The organism is Streptomyces bicolor (assembly GCF_000719285.1).
Taxonomy (GTDB): Bacteria; Actinomycetota; Actinomycetes; order Streptomycetales; family Streptomycetaceae; genus Streptomyces; species Streptomyces bicolor.
Genome location: NZ_JOFS01000029.1, coordinates 78,847 through 96,826, shown reverse-complemented (window position 1 = coordinate 96,826; position 17,980 = coordinate 78,847). Strand labels below are relative to the sequence as shown.

Sequence of the window (17,980 nt, the reverse complement as noted above, 5' to 3'; positions counted from 1 at the left end):
TGCGCGTGCGCCGGGGGTCAGGTGGTCACGGTCTGGCGGCGGTCCGACTGATAGGCCATCGCGTGCTGGACGACGCCGATGAGGATCTCTTTCACGGACTCCCGGTCGCGGGCGTCGCACAGCAGCAGCGGTACGCCGTCGTCGAGATCGAGGGCCTGCCGGATGTCGTCCGCCGGGTAACGGGCGGCTCCCTCGAAGCAGTTGACGCCGACGAGGAAGGGTATGGAGCGGCGTTCGAAGTAGTCGACGGCCGCGAAGCAGTCCTCCAGGCGGCGGGTGTCCGCGAGGACGACGGCACCGAGCGCGCCCTCCGAGAGCTCGTCCCACATGAACCAGAACCGCTCCTGGCCGGGCGTGCCGAAGAGGTACAGCACCAGGTCCTCGCGCAGGGTGATGCGGCCGAAGTCCATGGCCACGGTCGTGGTGCGCTTGCCCTCGACACCGCTCGTGTCGTCGACCGGGCGCCCGGCCTCGGTGAGCAGTTCCTCGGTGCGCAGCGGCCTGATCTCGCTGACCGCGCCGACGAGGGTCGTCTTGCCCGCGCCGAAGCCGCCGGCCACCAGGATCTTGAGCGTGACGGGCTCGACCGGAGGCTTCCCGCGCTCAGAACGCCCGAAGATCATCGATCTCTTCTCCTGCTTGATGGGGGTCGCGCGGCGGTGGGCCGTAGCCTCCGCCGCCGGGGGTTTCGATGACGAGTACGTCGCCGGGGCCGACGTCCGCCGAGTCGCTTCCTGCGAGTGCGGTGACCGTGCCGTCCGCGCGTTCGACGCGGTTGGCACCCAGCGCGCCGGGTTCGCCGTCCGCCATGCCGTACGGCGGCATTCTGCGGTGCTGCGACAGCGTGGAGACGGTCATGGGCTCGTGGAACCGGATGCGGCGCACCGCGCCGTCCCCGCCGCGCCACTGGCCGGCACCACCGCTTCCGCGCCGTACGGCGAACTCGTCGAGCTGCACGGGCAGTCGCCACTCCAGCACTTCGGGATCGGTGAGCCGGGAGTTGGTCATGTGGGTCTGGACGACGGGTGCGCCGGGAAACCCGTCGCCCGCGCCGGATCCGGAGGCCACGGTCTCGTAGTACTGGTGGTGTTCGTTGCCGAAGGTGACGTTGTTCATGGTGCCGGAGCCCTCGGCCTGCACGCGCAGTGCGGCGTAGAGGGCACCGGTGATCGACTGGGAGGTCTCCACGTTGCCCGCGACAACCGCGGCCGGAGGTTCGGGCGCCAGCATGGAACCGGAGGGCACGATGATCTCCAAGGGCCGCAGACAGCCGTCGTTCAGCGGGATGTCGTCGGCGACGAGAGTGCGGAAGACGTAGAGGACGGCGGCGTTGACGACCGAGAAGGGGGCGTTGAAGTTCGTGGCCAGCTGTGGGGACGTGCCGGTGAAGTCGACGGTGGCGGAGCGGTTCTCGCGGTCCACGCGCACGCGTACCCGGATGATGGCGCCGGAGTCGGTCTCGTATGCGTACTCGCCGTCGTCCAGGGCGTCGATGACGCGACGCACCGCTTCCTCCGCGTTGTCCTGAACGTGCCTCATGTACGCCTGGACGACGTCGAGGCCGAAGTTCTTGATCATGCGGGCGACTTCGTCGACGCCCTTCTGGTTGGCCGCGATCTGGGCGCGCAGGTCCGCGAGGTTGGTCTTCGGGTTGCGGGAGGGGTAGGACCCCTCGGTGAGCAGGTGGAGGGTCTCCTGCTCACGGAAGCGGCCGTTCTCGGCGAGCAGCCAGTTGTCGAAGAGGATTCCCTCCTCCTCGATGGTGCGGCTGTTCGCGGGCATGGAGCCGGGGGCGATGCCGCCGATCTCGGCGTGGTGGCCGCGTGAGGCGACGTAGAAGAGGATTTCCGGCTCACTCTCCGTGTTCGCCGCGCTCCCCGTGTCGAAGACCGGGGTGATCACGGTGACGTCGGGCAGGTGGGTACCGCCGTGGTACGGGTCGTTGACGGCGTAAGTGTCGCCGGGGAGCATCCCGGAGCCGCGGCGCCGGATGACCTCCTTTACGCTCGTGCCCATGGAACCCAGGTGGACGGGGATGTGGGGGGCGTTGGCCACCAGGTTTCCGTCCGGGTCGAAGAGCGCGCAGGAGAAGTCCAGCCGTTCTTTGATGTTCACGGACTGGGCCGTGGACTCCAGGCGGGCGCCCATCTGTTCGGCGATGGACATGAACAGGTTGTTGAAGACCTCGAGAAGAACCGGGTCGGCTTTCGTGTCGAGATCGGAACTCTGCGTAATCGCCACGCGTTCCATGACCAGATGCCCGTCGTCGCTCGTCGCGGCTTGCCAGCCGTCGTCGACGACGGTCGTCGCACTGGCCTCGGTGATGATCGCCGGGCCGGTGACGGTTTCGCCGGGAGGCAGTTCCTCGCGGCGGTGGAGGGGTACGTCGCGCCAGGTACCGCCGGTGTGGAGGCGGACGGTTTCGGGGGCGGCCGGGCCGCCTTGCGGGGTGGCCTCGTAGGGGGCGAGAGCGGAGAGATCGGGGGGTTCGGTGATGCCAGTGGCTTCGACGGAGAGGGCTTCGACGACGATCGGTCGGTCGAGCGTGAAGGAGTACGTGGCGCGATGACGATCTTCGAAGGTGCGCCGCATCGTTTCGGGCTCGGTGAGTTCGACGGTGAGGGTGGTGTCGGTGCCGTCGTAGCGGAGTTGGGCGCGGCGGGTGACCTTGATGCGGTCCTCGGGAACGTCCTCGTCGAGGAGTTCGGTGCGGGCGGCGGCCTCCAGACCGTCCGCCGTCTTGAGGACGCCGGGCATCGACGCGGCCTGCAGGGGTGCCTCGGCGGACTGTTCGCGCATGGCCGTGGTATCGGCGAGGCCGATGCCGAGCGCGGAGAGGACGCCGGCCATGGGCGGCACGAGGACGGTGCGGATGCCGAGCGAGTCGGCGACCATGCACGCGTGCTGGCCACCGGCGCCGCCGAAGGTGGTGAGGGCGTAGCGGGTGACGTCGTGGCCCTTCTGGACGGAGATCCGCTTCACGGCGTTGGCGATGTTGGCGACCGCGATCTGCAGGTAGCCCTCGGCGACCTGTTCGGGGGTGCGGTCGTCGCCGGTCTGGTCGCGGATCTCGCGCGTGAGTGCGGCGAAGCGGTCCCGGACGAGGGCGTCGTCGAGGGGCTGGTCACCGTCGGGGCCGAACACCCTGGGGAAGTGGGCGGGCTGGATACGGCCGAGCATGACGTTGGCGTCGGTCACCGCGAGCGGGCCGCCGCCCCGGTAGCAGGCCGGCCCCGGGTCCGCGCCCGCCGAGTCCGGCCCTACGCGGTAGCGGGAGCCGTCGAAGTGCAGGACCGAGCCGCCGCCCGCCGCGACGGTGTGGATGTCCAGCATGGGCGCGCGCAGCCGGACACCGGCGATCTGTGTGGTGAAGACCCGTTCGTACTCGCCGGCGAAGTGCGAGACATCGGTCGACGTGCCGCCCATGTCGAAGCCGATGACGCGGTCGAAGCCGGCGAGCTGCGACATGCGGGCCATGCCGACGATGCCGCCGGCGGGGCCGGAGAGGATGGCGTCCTTGCCGCGGAACTGCCCGGCCTCGGCGAGACCGCCGTTGGACTGCATGAACATCAGCCGTACGCCTTCGAGTTCGTCGGCGACGTGCTGGACGTAGCGGCGCAGCACGGGCGAGAGGTAGGCGTCGACGACGGCGGTGTCCCCGCGCGGGACGAGTTTCATCAGGGGGCTGACCTCGCTCGACAGCGAGATCTGCGGGAAGCCGATGCGGTCGGCGAGCCTGCCGACGGCCTGCTCGTGGGCGGGATGCAGATGGCTGTGCATGCAGACGACGGCGACGGCGCGGATCCCGTCGTCGTACGCCTCCTGGAGGGGGCCGGCGAGGGCGTCCAGGTCGGGCGTTTGCAGGACCGTGCCGTCGGCGGCGATACGTTCGTCGACCTCGATGACCCGCTCGTACAGCAGTTCGGGGAGTTCGATGCGGCGGGCGAAGATATGGGGCCGGTTCTGGTAGGCGATGCGCAGGGCGTCGCGGAATCCGCGGGTGATGACCAGCACAGTCCGCTCGCCCTTGCGCTCGAGGAGGGCGTTCGTGGCGACCGTCGTGCCCATGCGGACGGCGTCGATGGGGTCCTTGGAGCCCTCCAGCAGCTCGCGGACGCCGGCGACGGCCGCGTCGGAGTAACGCGCGGGATTCTCCGACAGGAGTTTGTGGGTGAGGAGGCGGCCGTCCGGGCGTCGCGCGACGATGTCCGTGAAGGTGCCGCCTCGGTCGACCCAGAACTGCCAGCCTGTCACGTCACTACCCCGCTTCCACGCCGCTCACAGCGCCCGCAGGCCGTTGATCACGTCGCGCAGAATACTCTCGTCCACCAGCTCGGCAGGCGGTACGGGCCGGTTCACATGGACGAATTCCCCGTCCACGAGATCCCCGACGAGGACCCGTACGACTCCGATGGGCAGGTCGAGTTCGGCGGAGAGTTCGGCCACGGACTGCGGGGCGTCGCGGCACAGGTCGACGATGTCCACATGTTCCGGGGACAGCGTCGAGTCCGCTTCCGGATCGTCCGCATGGGGCTCCGCCACGACCACCGCGATCAGGTCGAGGCGGTGCTGGGCCGCACTGGTGGTGCGGCCGCGCGTCATCGCGTACGGGCGGACGACCGGCCCGGCCTCGTCGTCGAACCAGTGGCTTCTTCCCTGACCCTCAGCGCTCATGCCATCCCACTACCCGCCCGAGGGCAGATCGGTGCGCGGAGCGGTGCCCAGATGCACCCCGACCCGCTTGACGAGGAGCGTCATCTCGTATGCGACCAGGCCGACGTCGGAGTCGGCGTCGGAGAGCACCGCGAGACAGCTGCCGTCGCCGGCTGCGGTCACGAACAGGAAGGCGTCGTCGAGTTCGACGACCGTCTGTCGGACGTTGCCCGCCTCGAAGTGGCGGCCCACGCCCTTGGCGAGGCTGTGGAAGCCGGACGCGACGGCGGCCAGGTGCTCGCTGTCCTCACGGGTCAGGTCCTTGGACACCCCCGTGGGCAGGCCGTCGCCCGACAGGACGAGGGCCTTGCGGATGCTGGCGACGCGGTCCACCAGGTCGTCGAGGAGCCAGTTGAGCTCGCCGGACTGGTTGGTCGCGGTGTGGCCGGTCGCCTTCGGTGCGGTCATCGACCGTCCCCCTTAGTCGTTCCCTGTGGTGCTGTGCCGCTGTGGGCGTCGTCGCCCGCGGCGTTCTCCTGGCGGCCGCGCTGCCAGCCGCGCTGGAGTGAGGCCATTCGGCTGCGTACCTCGTCCGCGTCCCGCTCGACGAGCTCCGTCCCCTCTTCAGTACGTGGTGCGGGGCCTTGCCTGAGCTGCGGAGCCAGATTGGCCTGCCGTACCCGCCGGGGCAGCGGCGCCGTGCCGGAGCCGGTTTCCCGCGGGACGGCGGCCGTGTTCGAGGCGCTGTCGTCGGGGCCGCTCGACGCGATCTCGGGCCGCCTGCGCCTCTGGAGGGCCGCGGGCCCGGGCCGCTCGCCACGATCGTTCCCGGCGGGGGGCGATGTGTCGGCACGGTCGCCGAGCCGGTCCGGCATGCCGGGCAGCTCACCGCGGGCGCCCGTACCGCGACGGCGGGTCGGCAGTGGAGCGAGGCCGTTCTGCTCCGAGCGGCTCGGGCCCGTGGAAGGCTCCGGGTTCGCTTCCTCCCGCCGGGAACGCTGCTCGGGGACCGGGCGTCCGTGCGAGCTGACCAGCTTCGGTGTCCTGCGGCGGGGCAGCGGGACCGGCGCGCTCACACCGTCCTCCGGGCCGGCCTGGTCCGTTCCGCCGTGGATACCCGAGGCCGGATGTGCGCCGAGCGGGCCGGTCGCCTCGTCCTCCCCCTGCGCGAAGGTGCGACGGGGACGGAAGAGACCGCCGCGTTCGCCGTCGTCTTCGTCGAGCGAGTCCGGGAAGTCGCTGAGGGCGTCGAGGTCGACCGGTGCCTCCAGCTCGACCGGGCCGTCGAGGAGGGGGGCGGGGAGACCGGGCACACGGACGGGCACCTGGGCGAGGGCGGCGCGGCGCGCCTCCTCCAGCTCTGCCTCCTTCGAGGGCGTGGGCCGGTCGAGACGGAACCCGATGCCGTTGGTGTCCGGTACGTCGTCGGTGAGCAGCGCGTCGGGGATGAAGACGACGGCGGTGGTGCCGCCGTACGGTGACGGCTGCAGCGAGACGCGGACGTTCTGCCGCTGGGCGAGGCGGCTGACGACGAACAGACCGAGCCGGTCGGTGTCGGACAGTTCGAACTCGGGCGTCTCGGCGAGTCGGAGGTTGGCGTCGAGCAGGGCGTCGGCCGCCATGCCGAGACCGCGGTCGTGGATCTCGAGGGTGAAGCCGTTGGCGACCCGCTCGCCCAGGACTTGGACGGCGGTGTGCGGCGGGGAGAACACCGTGGCGTTCTCCAGGAGTTCGGCCACGAGGTGCGTGAGGTCGGCGACGGCCGGGCCGGTGACTGCGACGCGGGGCAGGCGGCGGACCTCGATGCGCTCGTAGTCCTCGACTTCGGCGACCGCGGCGCGCACGACGTCCATGAGCTGGACGGGCTTGCGCCACTGCCGGGAGGGTGCGGCGCCCGAGAGGATCACCAGGCCCTCGGCGTGCCGGCGCATGCGGGTGGTCAGGTGGTCGAGGCGGAACAGGTCGGCGAGTTCGTCGGTGTCCTCGGTCCGGCGTTCCATGGTGTCGAGAAGGGTCAGCTGCTTGTGAAGGAGGACCTGGCTGCGGCGGGCGAGGTTGACGAAGACCTCGGAGACACCGGCGCGCAGTTCGGCCTGCTTGACGGCGGCCTCAACGGCGGCGCGCTGCAGGGTGTTGAGGGCCTGGCCGACCTCGCCGATCTCGTTCTTGTCGTACTCCAGGCGCGGAACCTCGGTCTCCACGTCGACCTGCTCACCGGCGGAGAGGCGGCGCATCACGCTGGGCAGTCGCACCCCGGATGCCTCGTGGGCCTCGAGGCGCAGCTGCCGCAGATCGCGGATGAGGCCGCGGCCGATGCGTACGGACAGGAAGAGGGAGAGCAGCAGGGCGAGCAGACCGAGGACGCCGGCGATGGCCGCCTTCAGGATGACACCCATGGCGACGGGGCTCACACGGTCCTGATAGCGCGCGCCCGCCTCGTCGTTGAGTTTGCTGAGCTCTTTGAGGACGCTGCCGGCAGCGGTGTCCCAGCTCTTGGCGTCGACCCTGCCGGGCGTGCCCGCCTGGGAGGAGATGACGGCCTGTTCGGCGACGCGCAGGGGAGCGGTGGAGGCGTTGTCCCAAAAGCGTTCATAGCGTTCGCGCTCGGACGAGGGCAGGTCCGTCAGGCTGATGTCGTACATGAGGTCGCGCTGGGCGACGAGGTCGGAGACGTCGCGTATCTCGTCGCGGGACAGCTTCCCGACCACCAGGGCGGAGCTGAGCAACGCGTCCTCGCGGGAGAGCAGTTCGCGGGCGCGGGTCACGTTGAGAAGGGCGCGGGCCTGCTTGTCCATCGCCACGCTGTCGATCCCGTCGAGGGAGCCCAACAGGGCATAGCAGGGGTCGACGAGGCGGTTGTACAGGCCGAGGGCCTGGGAGCGGGTGACCGTTCCGTCCTCGACGCTGCGGCGCAGGGAGTTGATGCCGTCGAAGGCGTCGAGGACAGCGGTGAGCCTTTCGTTGGCGCCCTCGTCCAAGCCGTCGCGGACGTCGGGGTCCTTGGCGTTCTTGCGGATCTCGGCGACGGCGGCGTCGGTGGCGCTCCGGGTGACACGCAGCGCGGACAGTGCGTCGGAGGCCCGGCGATCGGCGAGATAGACCAGCGCCTGGCGGCGTTCCTGCTGCAGGACGCGGACGGCGTCCTCGGTGGAGTAGCCGATCTTCTCGACGAGGGACGACACCGTGAACAGCTGGGCCACGCCTCGCCCCGTGAGTACCGTGGCGAAACCCCAGATCGCGGTCAGGGACACCAGCGGCACGAGAAGCAGCGCCACCATCTTCCGGCGGATCGACTTCCCGCGAAAGTGCATGGCCTCCCCCAGCTCAAACCCCCACCGGTCAGGGGGGCACACCTGTGCGTCAACAATTGGCGCGAGCCTACTACCGACGCACAAGTAACTCGAAGAGACAACCGGAATCTGAACTTCCGCGCCAGTGACGAGACATGGGGAGTTGTCCGGGCATTGCGGGAGATTGCCTCCCGCAAACCGTCGGCGGCCCCGAGGGCCGATCCGGCCGACCCCTCAGGCCAGTTGGCCGGATTTTTATCTTTCTCGGGAATCTTCGGGACGTGTCGATCGTCCTTCTGTACGGGAAATGGGGGCGGAATGGGCCACAGGAGCCGCATCCCGTCCCCGGGCGGCGTAAAACAGCGCAAGCCGGGCAGTCGCTGGGGAGCCGAGTCTTCGGGACACGGGCAAGCGGTCGGTCGGCGGTGGGGAGTGACACGGTGATGGGCACGGCGGAGCGGCGCGAAGCGCCCGAGGACGGCGCGGCGGCGCATATGACGGCGCGGCGCGGCCCCGAAGCGCTGGATCACGACATTCCCGTGGGCGAACGCGAGACGACGGACAGCCGAGAGGTTCGGGTGGGCGTGAGTGCGTTGAGGGCGGACGAGCGTGACGTTTCGGCCGGCTCGGGCGGCGAGGCATCGGTGGGCGGGGGGACGACCACGGCCGTTGACGGCGGAGCGAACCAAGTGCCGTCGGCATACCGGCCGTTGTGGGTGGAGGAGACCGCTCGGCGGCGCCGGATGCCCGATCCGGTGCGCACAGCGGCGGTGCGAGCGGTGCTGATCATCGCGTTGACACTGATCCAGGCGATGGTGGCGTTCCTGTGCACTCTGGCCGAGTCGTGGCTGGCGTTCCCCATGGTGATCAGCAGTGTGGTCAGCACGGTGGTGGCCACCTGGAGCGCTCTCGACGTCTGGGTGACCCGCCAGGTGTGGAACCAGCGCAATGGTGTGGTCTCGACACCGAGCAGCACGGCGCGCGCCCTGCGACGCGAGCGGCGCCGGGCGCGACGGCAGGCGCGCGAGGCCGAGCGCGCGCAGGAGCGAATACGCCGCCGGGGCGGGACCGGCCAGTTGTCGCACTCCTGAGCACGGCGGGCCGGCGCCGCGGGAAGAGGCGGGAGGCGTAGTGCATCTGGTGTGACAGGTGCCGTTCACCGCAAGGTTGGTTCGATCAGCCCGCCGCAGTGATCCCGGCACCCCGCGGGAGCCTTCCCCTCCCCGGCCCACGAGGAGTCCGCTCATGTCACGCACGGAGCAGTCATCCGGTCCCCATGGCCACGACGACGCCGAACTCGCCGAGTTCGGCTACCGACCCGAACTCAGGCGCACGCTCGGCAACTTTCACACCTTCGCCGCCGGGATCAGCTACATCTCGATCCTGACGGGCACGTTCCAGTTGTTCTACTTCGGCTACGGCAGCGGCGGCCCCGCCTACTGGTGGTCGTGGCCGATGGTCTTCGTCGGCCAGTTCATGGTCGCCCTCTGCTTCGCGGAGCTGGCCGCCCGCTACCCCGTGGCGGGCTCGGTCTACAACTGGTCGAAGAAGGTGGGCAATCCGCATCTGGGCGGCTCGCGGGCTGGATGATGCTGATCGCCTCCATAGTGTCCATCTCGGCCGTGGCGCTCGCCTACCAGTTGACACTCCCTCAGATCTCCTCGGCCTTCCAACTCGTGGGCGACGGGACCGGCACGTATGACGTGGCCACCAACGCGGTCGTCCTGGCCGCGGTGTTGATCCTGTTCACCACACTGGTGAACGCCTTCGGGGTCAAGCTGATGGCGAGGATCAACACGGCGGGCGTGTTCATCGAGTTGATCGCCACCGTCGTGCTGATCGTCCTGCTCGCCGCCCACATCACGCGTGGCCCGCAGGTGGTGATGGAGACGAACGGCACCGGCGCGGGTCACGGCGCCGGATACCTGGGCGCCTTCCTGGTGGCCTCGCTGGCGTCCGCGTACGTCATGTACGGCTTCGATACGGCCTCCTCGCTCGGTGAGGAATGCCTGGACCCGTCCCGCAACGCGCCGCGCGCCATCATCCGCGCGATCGTCGCCTCGTTCGTCCTGGGCGGCCTGATCCTGCTGCTCGCGCTGATGAGCGTCTCCAGCCTCAACGGCGAGAAGCTGTCGACGGACGGTCTGCAGTACATCGTGCTCGACGTGCTCGGCCCGACGGCCGGCAAGGCGATGCTGTGGTGCGTGCTGATCGCCGTCACGGTGTGCGCCCTGGCGGTCCACACGGCGGCGATCCGGCTGGCGTTCGCGATGGCCCGGGACAACAACCTGCCGGCGTCCTCACTGCTGGCCCGGGTCAGCCCGCGCTTTCAGACACCGGTGTTGCCGACCGTGATCATCGGCGTCCTGGCGCTGTCGATCCTGGTGGTCAACATTCGCCAGCCGCAGATCTTCACCGTTGTGACGAGCATCGGCATCATCATGATCTACCTCGCCTACCTCGGTGTCACCGCGCCGATGCTGGTGGCCCGGCTGCGCGGGCAGTGGCGGCCGGCGGGTGACGGCAAGTTCTCCCTGGGCCGGTGGGGGCTGCTCGTCAACGTCGTCGCCGTGGTGTGGGGCGCGGGCATGACGATCGACCTGATCTGGCCGCGCGCCTCGGTCTACAACGCGACGGCCCCGTACCACTGGTATCTGCGCTGGGGCGCGGTGCTGTTCGTCGCGGTCATCGCGGGCGGCGGCTTCGCGTACTACTGGTTCGTCCAGCGGCACCGGACGGGCGTCCTCGCCGAGCACCGCCTGGAAGCCGCGGATCCGGAAAAGGACGCCGTCTGATCAGCCTGTCGCCGGTGCGGGCCGTTTGAACATCCGTGTCGCCGTGATCTCGCTGTGCACCGCTTCCCCGGCCGGGGCCTGCTGCGGCAGTCCCGGCCGGAGGTGCTCCTCGACGCGGATGTACTTCAGCCCGGCGCGCAGGTCGGCGTCGTTGCGCAATCGGATGACCAGCGGGAACTCCGCCAGCGCCGTGGTGTCGAACAGGCCGGTGGTGTAGAGGAGCTGGACGCCCAGCGCGTCCGAAACGGCTCGCTGGAGCTCCAGCAGGTAGGTCGCGTTGGCACGTCCGATCGGGTTGTCCAGGAACAATGTGCCGGCGTGCCGGTGCTTGTCCCTGCCCCGGTCGTTCGACCGCAGGGCCGCCATCGTGCAGTACAGGGCGATGGCCGCGGTGAGCAGCTGACCGCCGGAGAACACGTCGCCCATCTGCCCCACGGGCACTCGCTCGGCCCGCAGTACGGCATCCGGCTTCAGGATCTCGACGGCGACGCCCTTCGGCTGAAGCGCAGCGGCGACGCCGCGCAGCAACAGGGACATACCGTCCCGCCTCAGGTCCGAGTTCTTCTTCACCGCAGCGCGCGTCGCCTCGTCGATGACCTCGCCGAGCCGTTCCGTGAGGGTGGCCTGGTCCGGCTCCTCGAACCGGATGCGCAGGAACTCCTGGCCGGACCACTCGCCGAGCCCCTCGGGCAGCCGGGAGAGCCGCTGCGCGGACCGCAGGGTCGCCAGCGCCGACTCGACCAGGCCGCGGAGCCGGTCCACGATCGAGTCGCGGTTGCGCTCCAGTTGCGCCAACTCGTCGGTGAGAACACGGAGCCGGGGCGCGAAGGCGTCCGCCCACTTCTGCGCGTGCTCGGGCAGCGCCGAGGCGGGCAGCTCGCGGATCTGCTGGCGGGCGGGGGTGCGCACCTGCTCGTAGCGCGTGGAGTTGGCGTGCCGGACGAGCACGTCGCTCGCCTCGCGTACGGCGGCCTCGGCGGCGGACAGGTCGGCGGCGCAGCCGCGCAATGACCGGCGGGCCTCGGCAGCGGACTGCCGGGCTTCCTCCAGGGTGCCGGGGTAGGGCTCCGGCGTCTCCTGCTCCTCGTCCGGGGCGTGTTCCCGAAGCAGGTCTCGGAGCATCGCGGCGATCTCGTCGAAGCCGCCCGCCGCGTCCTCCGCGGCTCGGTGCGCTTCGAGGAGCTCCGCGTGCGCCTCCCGGGTCTGTGCCAAGGCCTCGGTGCGGGAGGCGAGTTCGGCCGTCGCCGTGCGCAGCAGTGCCTGGGCGTGCTCGGCGTCGCGCGGCTGGAGTTCCTCGGACAGCTCGGTGTGCGTCTCACCGTCCTCGGGCGCGTGCCGCTCGGCCTCACCGCGCAGCCGGCCGAGCTGCTCGCTCGCGCTGGACATGCGGGTCTCCAGGAGCTGGACCAGCTCCTCCGCGCGCGCGGCGGCTGCCTGCCGGGAAGGCCCGTCGGAACCGTCGGGCGACTGAAGGAGCTGCTCGGCGCGGGTACGGACCTTGTTGCTCAGCCGGTCCAGTTCCGCGCGCGCCGCGCTCTCGTCGCTCTCCGCACGGGCCTGCTCGGCGCGCAGGTCGGCGCCGACGCCGACCTTCTCGTACACCTGGGAGGCGGCCCGGTATGCCTCTCGGAGCGCGGGCAGGGACGCGTTCGGGGCATCGGCGTCGGTGTCCGGTACGTCGTCGGGGGCGCCCGCGATCTCCGAGCGCTCGGCGCGCAGGGCGCGCGCGGTGCGGCGCGCGTCGTCGGCGGCACGCTGGGCGGCGCGGCGGTCCTCGTCGGCGGCGCGGGCGCGTTCCAGGCAGGCATGGGCGCGGGCCTCGCACTCGGTGGCCTCATCGGCGAGTTCGCGGAGCTTGACCTGCCAGCCGGCCCGCTCGCGCAGCCGGAAGGCCAGCCCGGCCAGGGCGTCGGCGGCCCGCCGGGCCTTCTGCGCGGCCTCCTGACGCACGTCGCGGGCCTGAGCTGCCTCGGCGGCGGCTTCGTCGGCCTCGGCCCGGACGGTCCGTGCCTCCGCCAGCTCGGCCTCGGACTCCTCGGCGAACGCGCGTGTGTCCCGGGCCGCCTGTGCCAGCTCGACCAGCCGTCCGGCCGGGCAGCCGGTCCGCCATGAGGCGAGCCGCGCCGCCAGTTCCCGGTCCTTGCCGAGCCGCGCGGCGAGCCTGCGGATCTCCTCGTCCCGCTCGGTCGCCCGCGCGCGCAGGGCGTGCCGCTCCTCGTCGGCGGCGTGCTCGTCGTGCATGGCGGGGTTGGGCGGTACGAGGAAGACGTCGCCGCTCGACGCATCGGCGGCCGGGGTCGGGGCGAGCAGGGCCGCCGCCGTACCCACCGCTACCGCCGACCGGGGCAGCAGTGCCGCGTCGCTGAGCACCTCGCGGGCACGGGCGTGTGTGTCCGGGTCGGTGATGATCACGCCGTCGACCAGTTCGGGCCGGGCGGCGAGCACGCGCGCGTGGTCGGCGGGGTCGACGGCCTGGGCGAGGTAGCGCCAGCCCGGCAGTGCGGGGATGCCCTGCTCGCCGAGGAACTCCACGGTGGCCAGCACGTCAGGGCCGGGCGGCAGCAGCCCGCCGTCGCCGAGCGCGCCAAGGATCCGGGCGTCGTCGGCGGCTGCCGTACGCAGCTCGAAGAGCTGGCGCTCGGCGGCGGAGACGGCGTCGTCGAGCAGTTCGCGCAGTTCGTCGGCGAAGCGGTCGAGCTCTTCCGGGGTGAGGGCCCCTTCGGCGGGGACGCCCGGGGCGACCTGCGCGCCGTCCCTCGCGGCAGCGCTCTCCTTGCCGCTGTCCCCCGCGGACGCGCCACCCTTACCGGCGTCATGCGCGGACGCGCCCCCCTTGCCGCCGTCACCCGCGCGAGGGGCGGGCACCGACCCGCGCCTCACGCCGGACTCCCCGGTCAGGCTGAGCAGTTCCGCGAGCCGCTCCTCCAGCGCCAGCCCTTCGGCGAGGCGGCGTTCGGCGTCGTAGGAGCGCACCGCGGCGGTCGCGGCGTCCGCCGCGCGGGCCGCCGTCAGCTCGGCGCGGGACTCGGCCGAAGCCGCCTCGCGCGCGTGCTCCGAGGCGCGCCGGGAAGCCTCACGGGCAGTGTCCCAGGCCGCGACGGCCGTCTTCTCGGCGTCGCTCGCGGCGAGTGCCGCGCGGGCCGGGTCGGCATCGGGCGCGCTGTCATCGAGCCAGCCCGCGCGCACCGCCTCGGCGGTCTCCTGCTCGACCTCCGACAGCCGCTGCCGCAGATGCCCGACCTCGCTGCGGGCCCGCTGCGCCTCGGTGGCGGCGGCGGTGGAGTCCCGGTAGGCGGACTCGCTGACCTCCTGGAGCGCGGCGGACCGCTCCTCCCCCTCGTTGGCGAGGGCCTCGGCGCTCTCCGCGGCCGCGTGCAGGGCCCGTACGAGATCGACGGCGGCCTTGGCCCGGGCGGCCAGCGCGGGAGCCGCGTCCCGCTCGGCCTCCTGGATCGCGGCGGCCACGCGGGCGACGCGGTCGGCTGCGGCGCGGTGCCGCAGTACGGCCTCGGCGGCCTGCCAGGCGGAGTGCAGGGTGCGCGCGTCGGCCAGCTCGCGCTTCTGGGCGGCCGCCGACTTCTCGGCCGCCGCGAGCGCCAACGAGGCATGCCGGTAGGCGAGTTCGGCCGCGATCAGGGCACTGCGCTCCCGCCCCGACTCCGCATGGGTGACGGCGTACGCGGCGGCGGTCACCCGCTGGGCGAGGTCGGCGGCGCGCACCCGCTCCTGGACACCCCGCGCGGACAGCCGCCGGGCCAGGGTCCGGGTGCGCCGCTCGGCACCGGCGTGGATGTCACGCGCGCGTGAGCGAGCCTCGGCGGCCTCGACGATCCGCCCGAGCAGGTCGACGGACCCGGCGGTGAAGTCCCGTTCGGCGATCAGCTCGGCGCGTCGGCCCAGCTTGTTGCCGAACCCGCTGACCAGGTCGGCGAGCCCGTCGGTGTCGCGTGTGTCCGTCACCGCACGCAGCAGCAGGTCGGTGAAGTCGGAGTCCTTCTTGACCGCGAAGAGGCCGGCGGCCTCACCCTCGTCGGCGTTCATCTCCCGTTGGTAGCGGAAGAGTTCGGGGTCGAGGCCGAGATCGCCGAGGTGCTCGATCCAGCGGTCGTGGATCTCCTCCCAGTGCACCTCCAGATGCGGATACGCCTTGCCCGCCTCGGTGATGGCGTCCCGGAAGCCCTTCATGGTGCGGCGGCGTCCCTGCGCACCCGACTGGCCCTCTACCGGAGGCCGTACGGCGGTGGACTCGGCGACGGGCAGGTTGTCCAGGCTGAGCCCCGGTCCCGGCCGGAAGGAGTACCAGGCCTCGGCGAACTTCCGCGGGTCGTTGGAGACCTGGCGCCCGCGCCATTCGCTCACCTTGCCCACCACGACGCACTCGCCGGTGAGCGTGTGCTGCCACTCCAGCGCGACATGCCCGCAGTCGTCGGCGAGCAGGAACTTCCGCAGCACGCCGGAGCTGGCGCCGCCGAGGGTGTTGCGGTGGCCCGGCAGCATCACGGAGAAGATCAGCTTGAGCAGGACCGACTTGCCGCCGCCGTTCTCCAGGAAGAGCACCCCGGCGGGCGCCGGCCTGCGCGGCGGCCCGACGGGCTCCTCCTCGAAGAACTCCGCCTGCGTCGGGGCGGGGTCGGGCACGGGCTCGCCGACACCGCGCAGGTCAAGCACGGTGTCGGCGTAGCGCGCACCGGCCGGTCCGATGGAGTAGAGGCGGACCCTGGACAGCTCGTACATGGCGGACTCTCGTAAGTCTTCGTCAGATCAGGAAGTTCGGGAAGCTCGCAGGCATCAGGCGGAGTGGAACGGCAGCCCGGCATCGGCCACCAGCTCCAGGTCGTCCGTCTCCTCGGCGGGCAGCAGGGTCGGCGTGCCGTCCGTCACGGGCACCACGCCCAGCTCAAGGAGCTCGGCCATGGCGGCGCTGCCCGCCATGTCGCGCACCTGGAGTTGGTAGCGGGCGGTCGTGCGGTACGTGCCGCCGTTGTCGTCGCCGGTACGCTGCAGGAACCCGGAGTCGGTGAGAAAGGCGGCCGCCTTGCCGACGATGCCGGTGGTCGAACCGGCGAGTCTGCGCGCGTCCTTGGTGGCGCCGGTGGCGCTGCGTCTCACCCAGATGCGCCAGGCGGCCTCCAGCCCGGGGGCGTCCGTCGCCGGATCGGTGTTCTCGCCCTGTTCCTCGGCGCGCTCCTCCAGCCGCCGACATGCCTGCCGTACGAAGGCGTCGACGCCGTTGACGGTCACGCGCCCGATGTAGCCGTCGTCGGCCAGGTCCTCGGGGCGCGGGAACGCCATGGCGGCGATGGCGAGATGGGCCAGCCCGTGCAGGAAGCGGTCGCTGCCGTCCGCGGACGTACGACGCGCGTAGTCGCCCATCCGGACGGCGAACACGGAGTCCTCGGCAGCTGTCACGGCCATCCCCGCGCGCGGGGACACCTCCAGCACCACGAGCCCGAGCCCGGCGGCCACGGCATCCGCGAGCCGTGCGAACGGCGGGTCCTCGCGGTACCGCCGGAGCAGCTCGGTGTACTCCTGGTCCCGCGCGGGCTGCAACTTGGGCTGCAGCCCGAACGCGACGAGCCGAGCCGCGTCGGCGGCGTCGGCGGGCGTGACCGCGGCGGACGCCGACGGGGCGGGGGCCTCCGGGTCGCTCCACTCGACGTGCTCGCTCACGGTTGGTGCTCCTTGCTCCGCTGTCGCTCACTCATGCTGCCTCTGTCCTGTCGGCGGCCATCCCGGCCGCGTCCAGCAGGGCCGTCCCCACGATCAGGTCGGCCCCGCCGAACTCGGGATCGTCCAGCTCCGTCCCGTCGTCCACGGCGAACAGCAGCTTCTCCTCCCCCTGCCGGTAGGCGGTCCCGACAGGGGGACTCGCCGCGTGAACCGCCAGCAACGCCACGAGATACGGGAGATCCGGGTCCTGGCGGCGTGCCTGAGCGAGCAGACCGGACAACCGGCGTGGCGCGTCGGCCGGCAGGTCCAGCAGCTCCGTCGCCGCGGCCAGCTGCTCCTCGCTGAACCGGCTGTCGTCCGGCGTCGCGATGAGGTCGGGCTCGGGCATCTCGGCTCCGAGGTGCTCCCGCTCCACGGGAGGGGTCAGCAGTATGTCGACGAGGTCGCCGACCCGCACGGAAACCGGCGTACGCATGCCCGTCCCGCGCGCGAAGAAGGCGTCCGTGACCCGGACGGCCTGCTCCAGCGGCAACGGCAGGAGGGGCGCGACCAGATGGCCGTACAGGTCTATCCCCGATGTCGTCATCGGCGTCGCGAAAGCCTGCCGGTCCTGCTCGGCGCGGAACAGGGGGCCGGCCTCCAAAAGGCGGGACTGCAGCTGGGTGTGGCGGCGGATGCAGTCCTTGACGATGTCGACGAGCTCGGCCGCGCGGCGCTTGTGCTCCGGGTCCTCGGTCTCGTCGCGGGCCTTGCGGATGTTGGTGAGGATCGCGTTCTCGTGGCGGTACCGGTCCGCGACGTGGTCGAGTGCCTCGGCGATCATGTCCGGTACGGCGTTCAGCCAGTCGACCGCGCGGACGTTGCGCCGGGTCGCGTCCAGGGCCCTGCGGAGGGTCTCGGAGTACTGCACGGTCCGGTACCGGGCCTGCTCGGCGGCCAGCTGGGCGTCGGCGAGGCGCCCTCGGTTGATCAGGACCTCCAGCTTGACCTCCGCGGCGATCTGGGCGCTGGTGACATCGGTGTCGAGGGCGCCGACGAGGACGTTGACCGCCTCGTCAGTGGTCCGCAGATATACGGCGCCGCCGGGGCCCGGCACCTCCTCGATCAGCTTGAAGTCGTAGTCACGGCGGACATAGCTGCCGTCCGGCGCGAACGTGCCGTACACGGCCCGGAAGCCGCGGTCCACGCTGCCGACGTTGATCAGGTTCTCCAGGACCCAGCGGGCCACCCGCTCGTGCTCGGCGACGGGCCGGCGCGGGGCCTGGGCGGCGATACGCGGGATCAGCCGGGCGACGATCTGGTCGTGGTCCGCGCCCGTGTCAAAGTCCATGTTGAGTGTGACCAGGTCGATGGCGGCGAGCGCCACCTCCGCCATGCCGTACACCGAGTACTCGCCCGCGAGGTTGGCCTTGCGGGCGTCGAGGTCGTGCAGCGGCGCGGTGCAGGCGAGCGCGCGCAGCCGCCGCGCCAGCCCCTCGTCGGCGGCCGGGCCCGGTGCGGGGCGCGGCCCCGCGCTGAGCTGGGGCGGAACACGGTCCGTCGATGCAGGCGAAGTCACGGTGCACAGACTAG

General features: G+C 71.5%; 9 protein-coding genes and 1 pseudogene. 2 read left to right on the top strand and 8 right to left on the bottom strand.

Translation table 11 applies throughout. From position 1 onward, the window contains the following. Positions 1-17 precede the first annotated feature (17 nt). Genes IF78_RS0131590 through IF78_RS0131570 form a run of 5 tightly spaced genes read right to left on the bottom strand, consistent with a single transcriptional unit; the run spans position 18 to position 7,964 of the window. Complete coding sequence (locus tag IF78_RS0131590; RefSeq protein WP_031486157.1) at positions 18-623, bottom strand: GTP-binding protein; 606 nt, start codon at positions 621-623, stop codon at positions 18-20. After that, on the bottom strand, positions 604-4,254 hold the full coding sequence (locus IF78_RS0131585) for a hydantoinase B/oxoprolinase family protein (RefSeq protein WP_031486156.1): 3,651 nt from the start codon (positions 4,252-4,254) through the stop codon (positions 604-606). The genes IF78_RS0131590 and IF78_RS0131585 overlap by 20 nt, the downstream gene beginning before the upstream one ends. 24 nt (positions 4,255-4,278) lie before the next feature. After that, complete coding sequence (locus tag IF78_RS0131580) at positions 4,279-4,674, bottom strand: DUF742 domain-containing protein (RefSeq protein WP_031486155.1); 396 nt, start codon at positions 4,672-4,674, stop codon at positions 4,279-4,281. Positions 4,675-4,683: 9 nt separating this feature from the next. Continuing rightward, positions 4,684-5,121, bottom strand: a complete 438-nt coding sequence (locus tag IF78_RS0131575; protein ID WP_031486154.1) for a roadblock/LC7 domain-containing protein — start codon at positions 5,119-5,121, stop codon at positions 4,684-4,686. Beyond that, positions 5,118-7,964, bottom strand: coding sequence for a nitrate- and nitrite sensing domain-containing protein (locus IF78_RS0131570; protein ID WP_031486153.1), 2,847 nt, complete (start codon positions 7,962-7,964; stop codon positions 5,118-5,120). Before IF78_RS0131570 ends, IF78_RS0131575 begins: the two co-directional genes overlap by 4 nt. 422 nt (positions 7,965-8,386) lie before the next feature. Between IF78_RS0131570 and IF78_RS0131565 the strand changes: the two genes are divergently transcribed. Next, positions 8,387-9,034: a hypothetical protein gene (locus IF78_RS0131565; RefSeq protein ID WP_031486152.1), complete on the top strand. Its 648-nt coding sequence runs from the start codon at positions 8,387-8,389 to the stop codon at positions 9,032-9,034. A gap of 154 nt (positions 9,035-9,188) precedes the next feature. Beyond that, positions 9,189-10,738, top strand: a pseudogene (locus IF78_RS44045) (APC family permease). On the opposite strand, the gene IF78_RS0131555 reads toward IF78_RS44045, so the two are convergent. The 3 genes from IF78_RS0131555 to IF78_RS0131545 are packed head-to-tail and all read right to left on the bottom strand — an operon-like array spanning position 10,739 to position 17,966. Then, entirely contained in the window at positions 10,739-15,472 is a 4,734-nt protein-coding gene (locus IF78_RS0131555) for a hypothetical protein (protein ID WP_031486151.1), read from the bottom strand. Positions 15,473-15,526: 54 nt separating this feature from the next. Next, positions 15,527-16,408 (bottom strand): hypothetical protein, encoded by an 882-nt coding sequence (locus tag IF78_RS0131550; protein WP_031486150.1) that lies wholly within the window; start codon positions 16,406-16,408, stop codon positions 15,527-15,529. A gap of 31 nt (positions 16,409-16,439) precedes the next feature. Beyond that, a complete protein-coding gene (locus IF78_RS0131545) occupies positions 16,440-17,966 on the bottom strand; it encodes a hypothetical protein (RefSeq protein ID WP_031486149.1) in 1,527 nt (508 codons plus the stop codon). Positions 17,967-17,980 lie beyond the last annotated feature (14 nt).

Coding starts and splice junctions, on each gene's coding strand:
- IF78_RS0131575 (WP_031486154.1), bottom strand. CDS start 5,121: ATGACCGCACCGAAGGCGACCGGCCACACCGCGACCAACCAGTCCGGC.
- IF78_RS0131565 (WP_031486152.1), top strand. CDS start 8,387: ATGGGCACGGCGGAGCGGCGCGAAGCGCCCGAGGACGGCGCGGCGGCG.
- IF78_RS0131590 (WP_031486157.1), bottom strand. CDS start 623: ATGATCTTCGGGCGTTCTGAGCGCGGGAAGCCTCCGGTCGAGCCCGTC.
- IF78_RS0131555 (WP_031486151.1), bottom strand. CDS start 15,472: ATGTACGAGCTGTCCAGGGTCCGCCTCTACTCCATCGGACCGGCCGGT.
- IF78_RS0131570 (WP_031486153.1), bottom strand. CDS start 7,964: ATGCACTTTCGCGGGAAGTCGATCCGCCGGAAGATGGTGGCGCTGCTT.
- IF78_RS0131580 (WP_031486155.1), bottom strand. CDS start 4,674: ATGAGCGCTGAGGGTCAGGGAAGAAGCCACTGGTTCGACGACGAGGCC.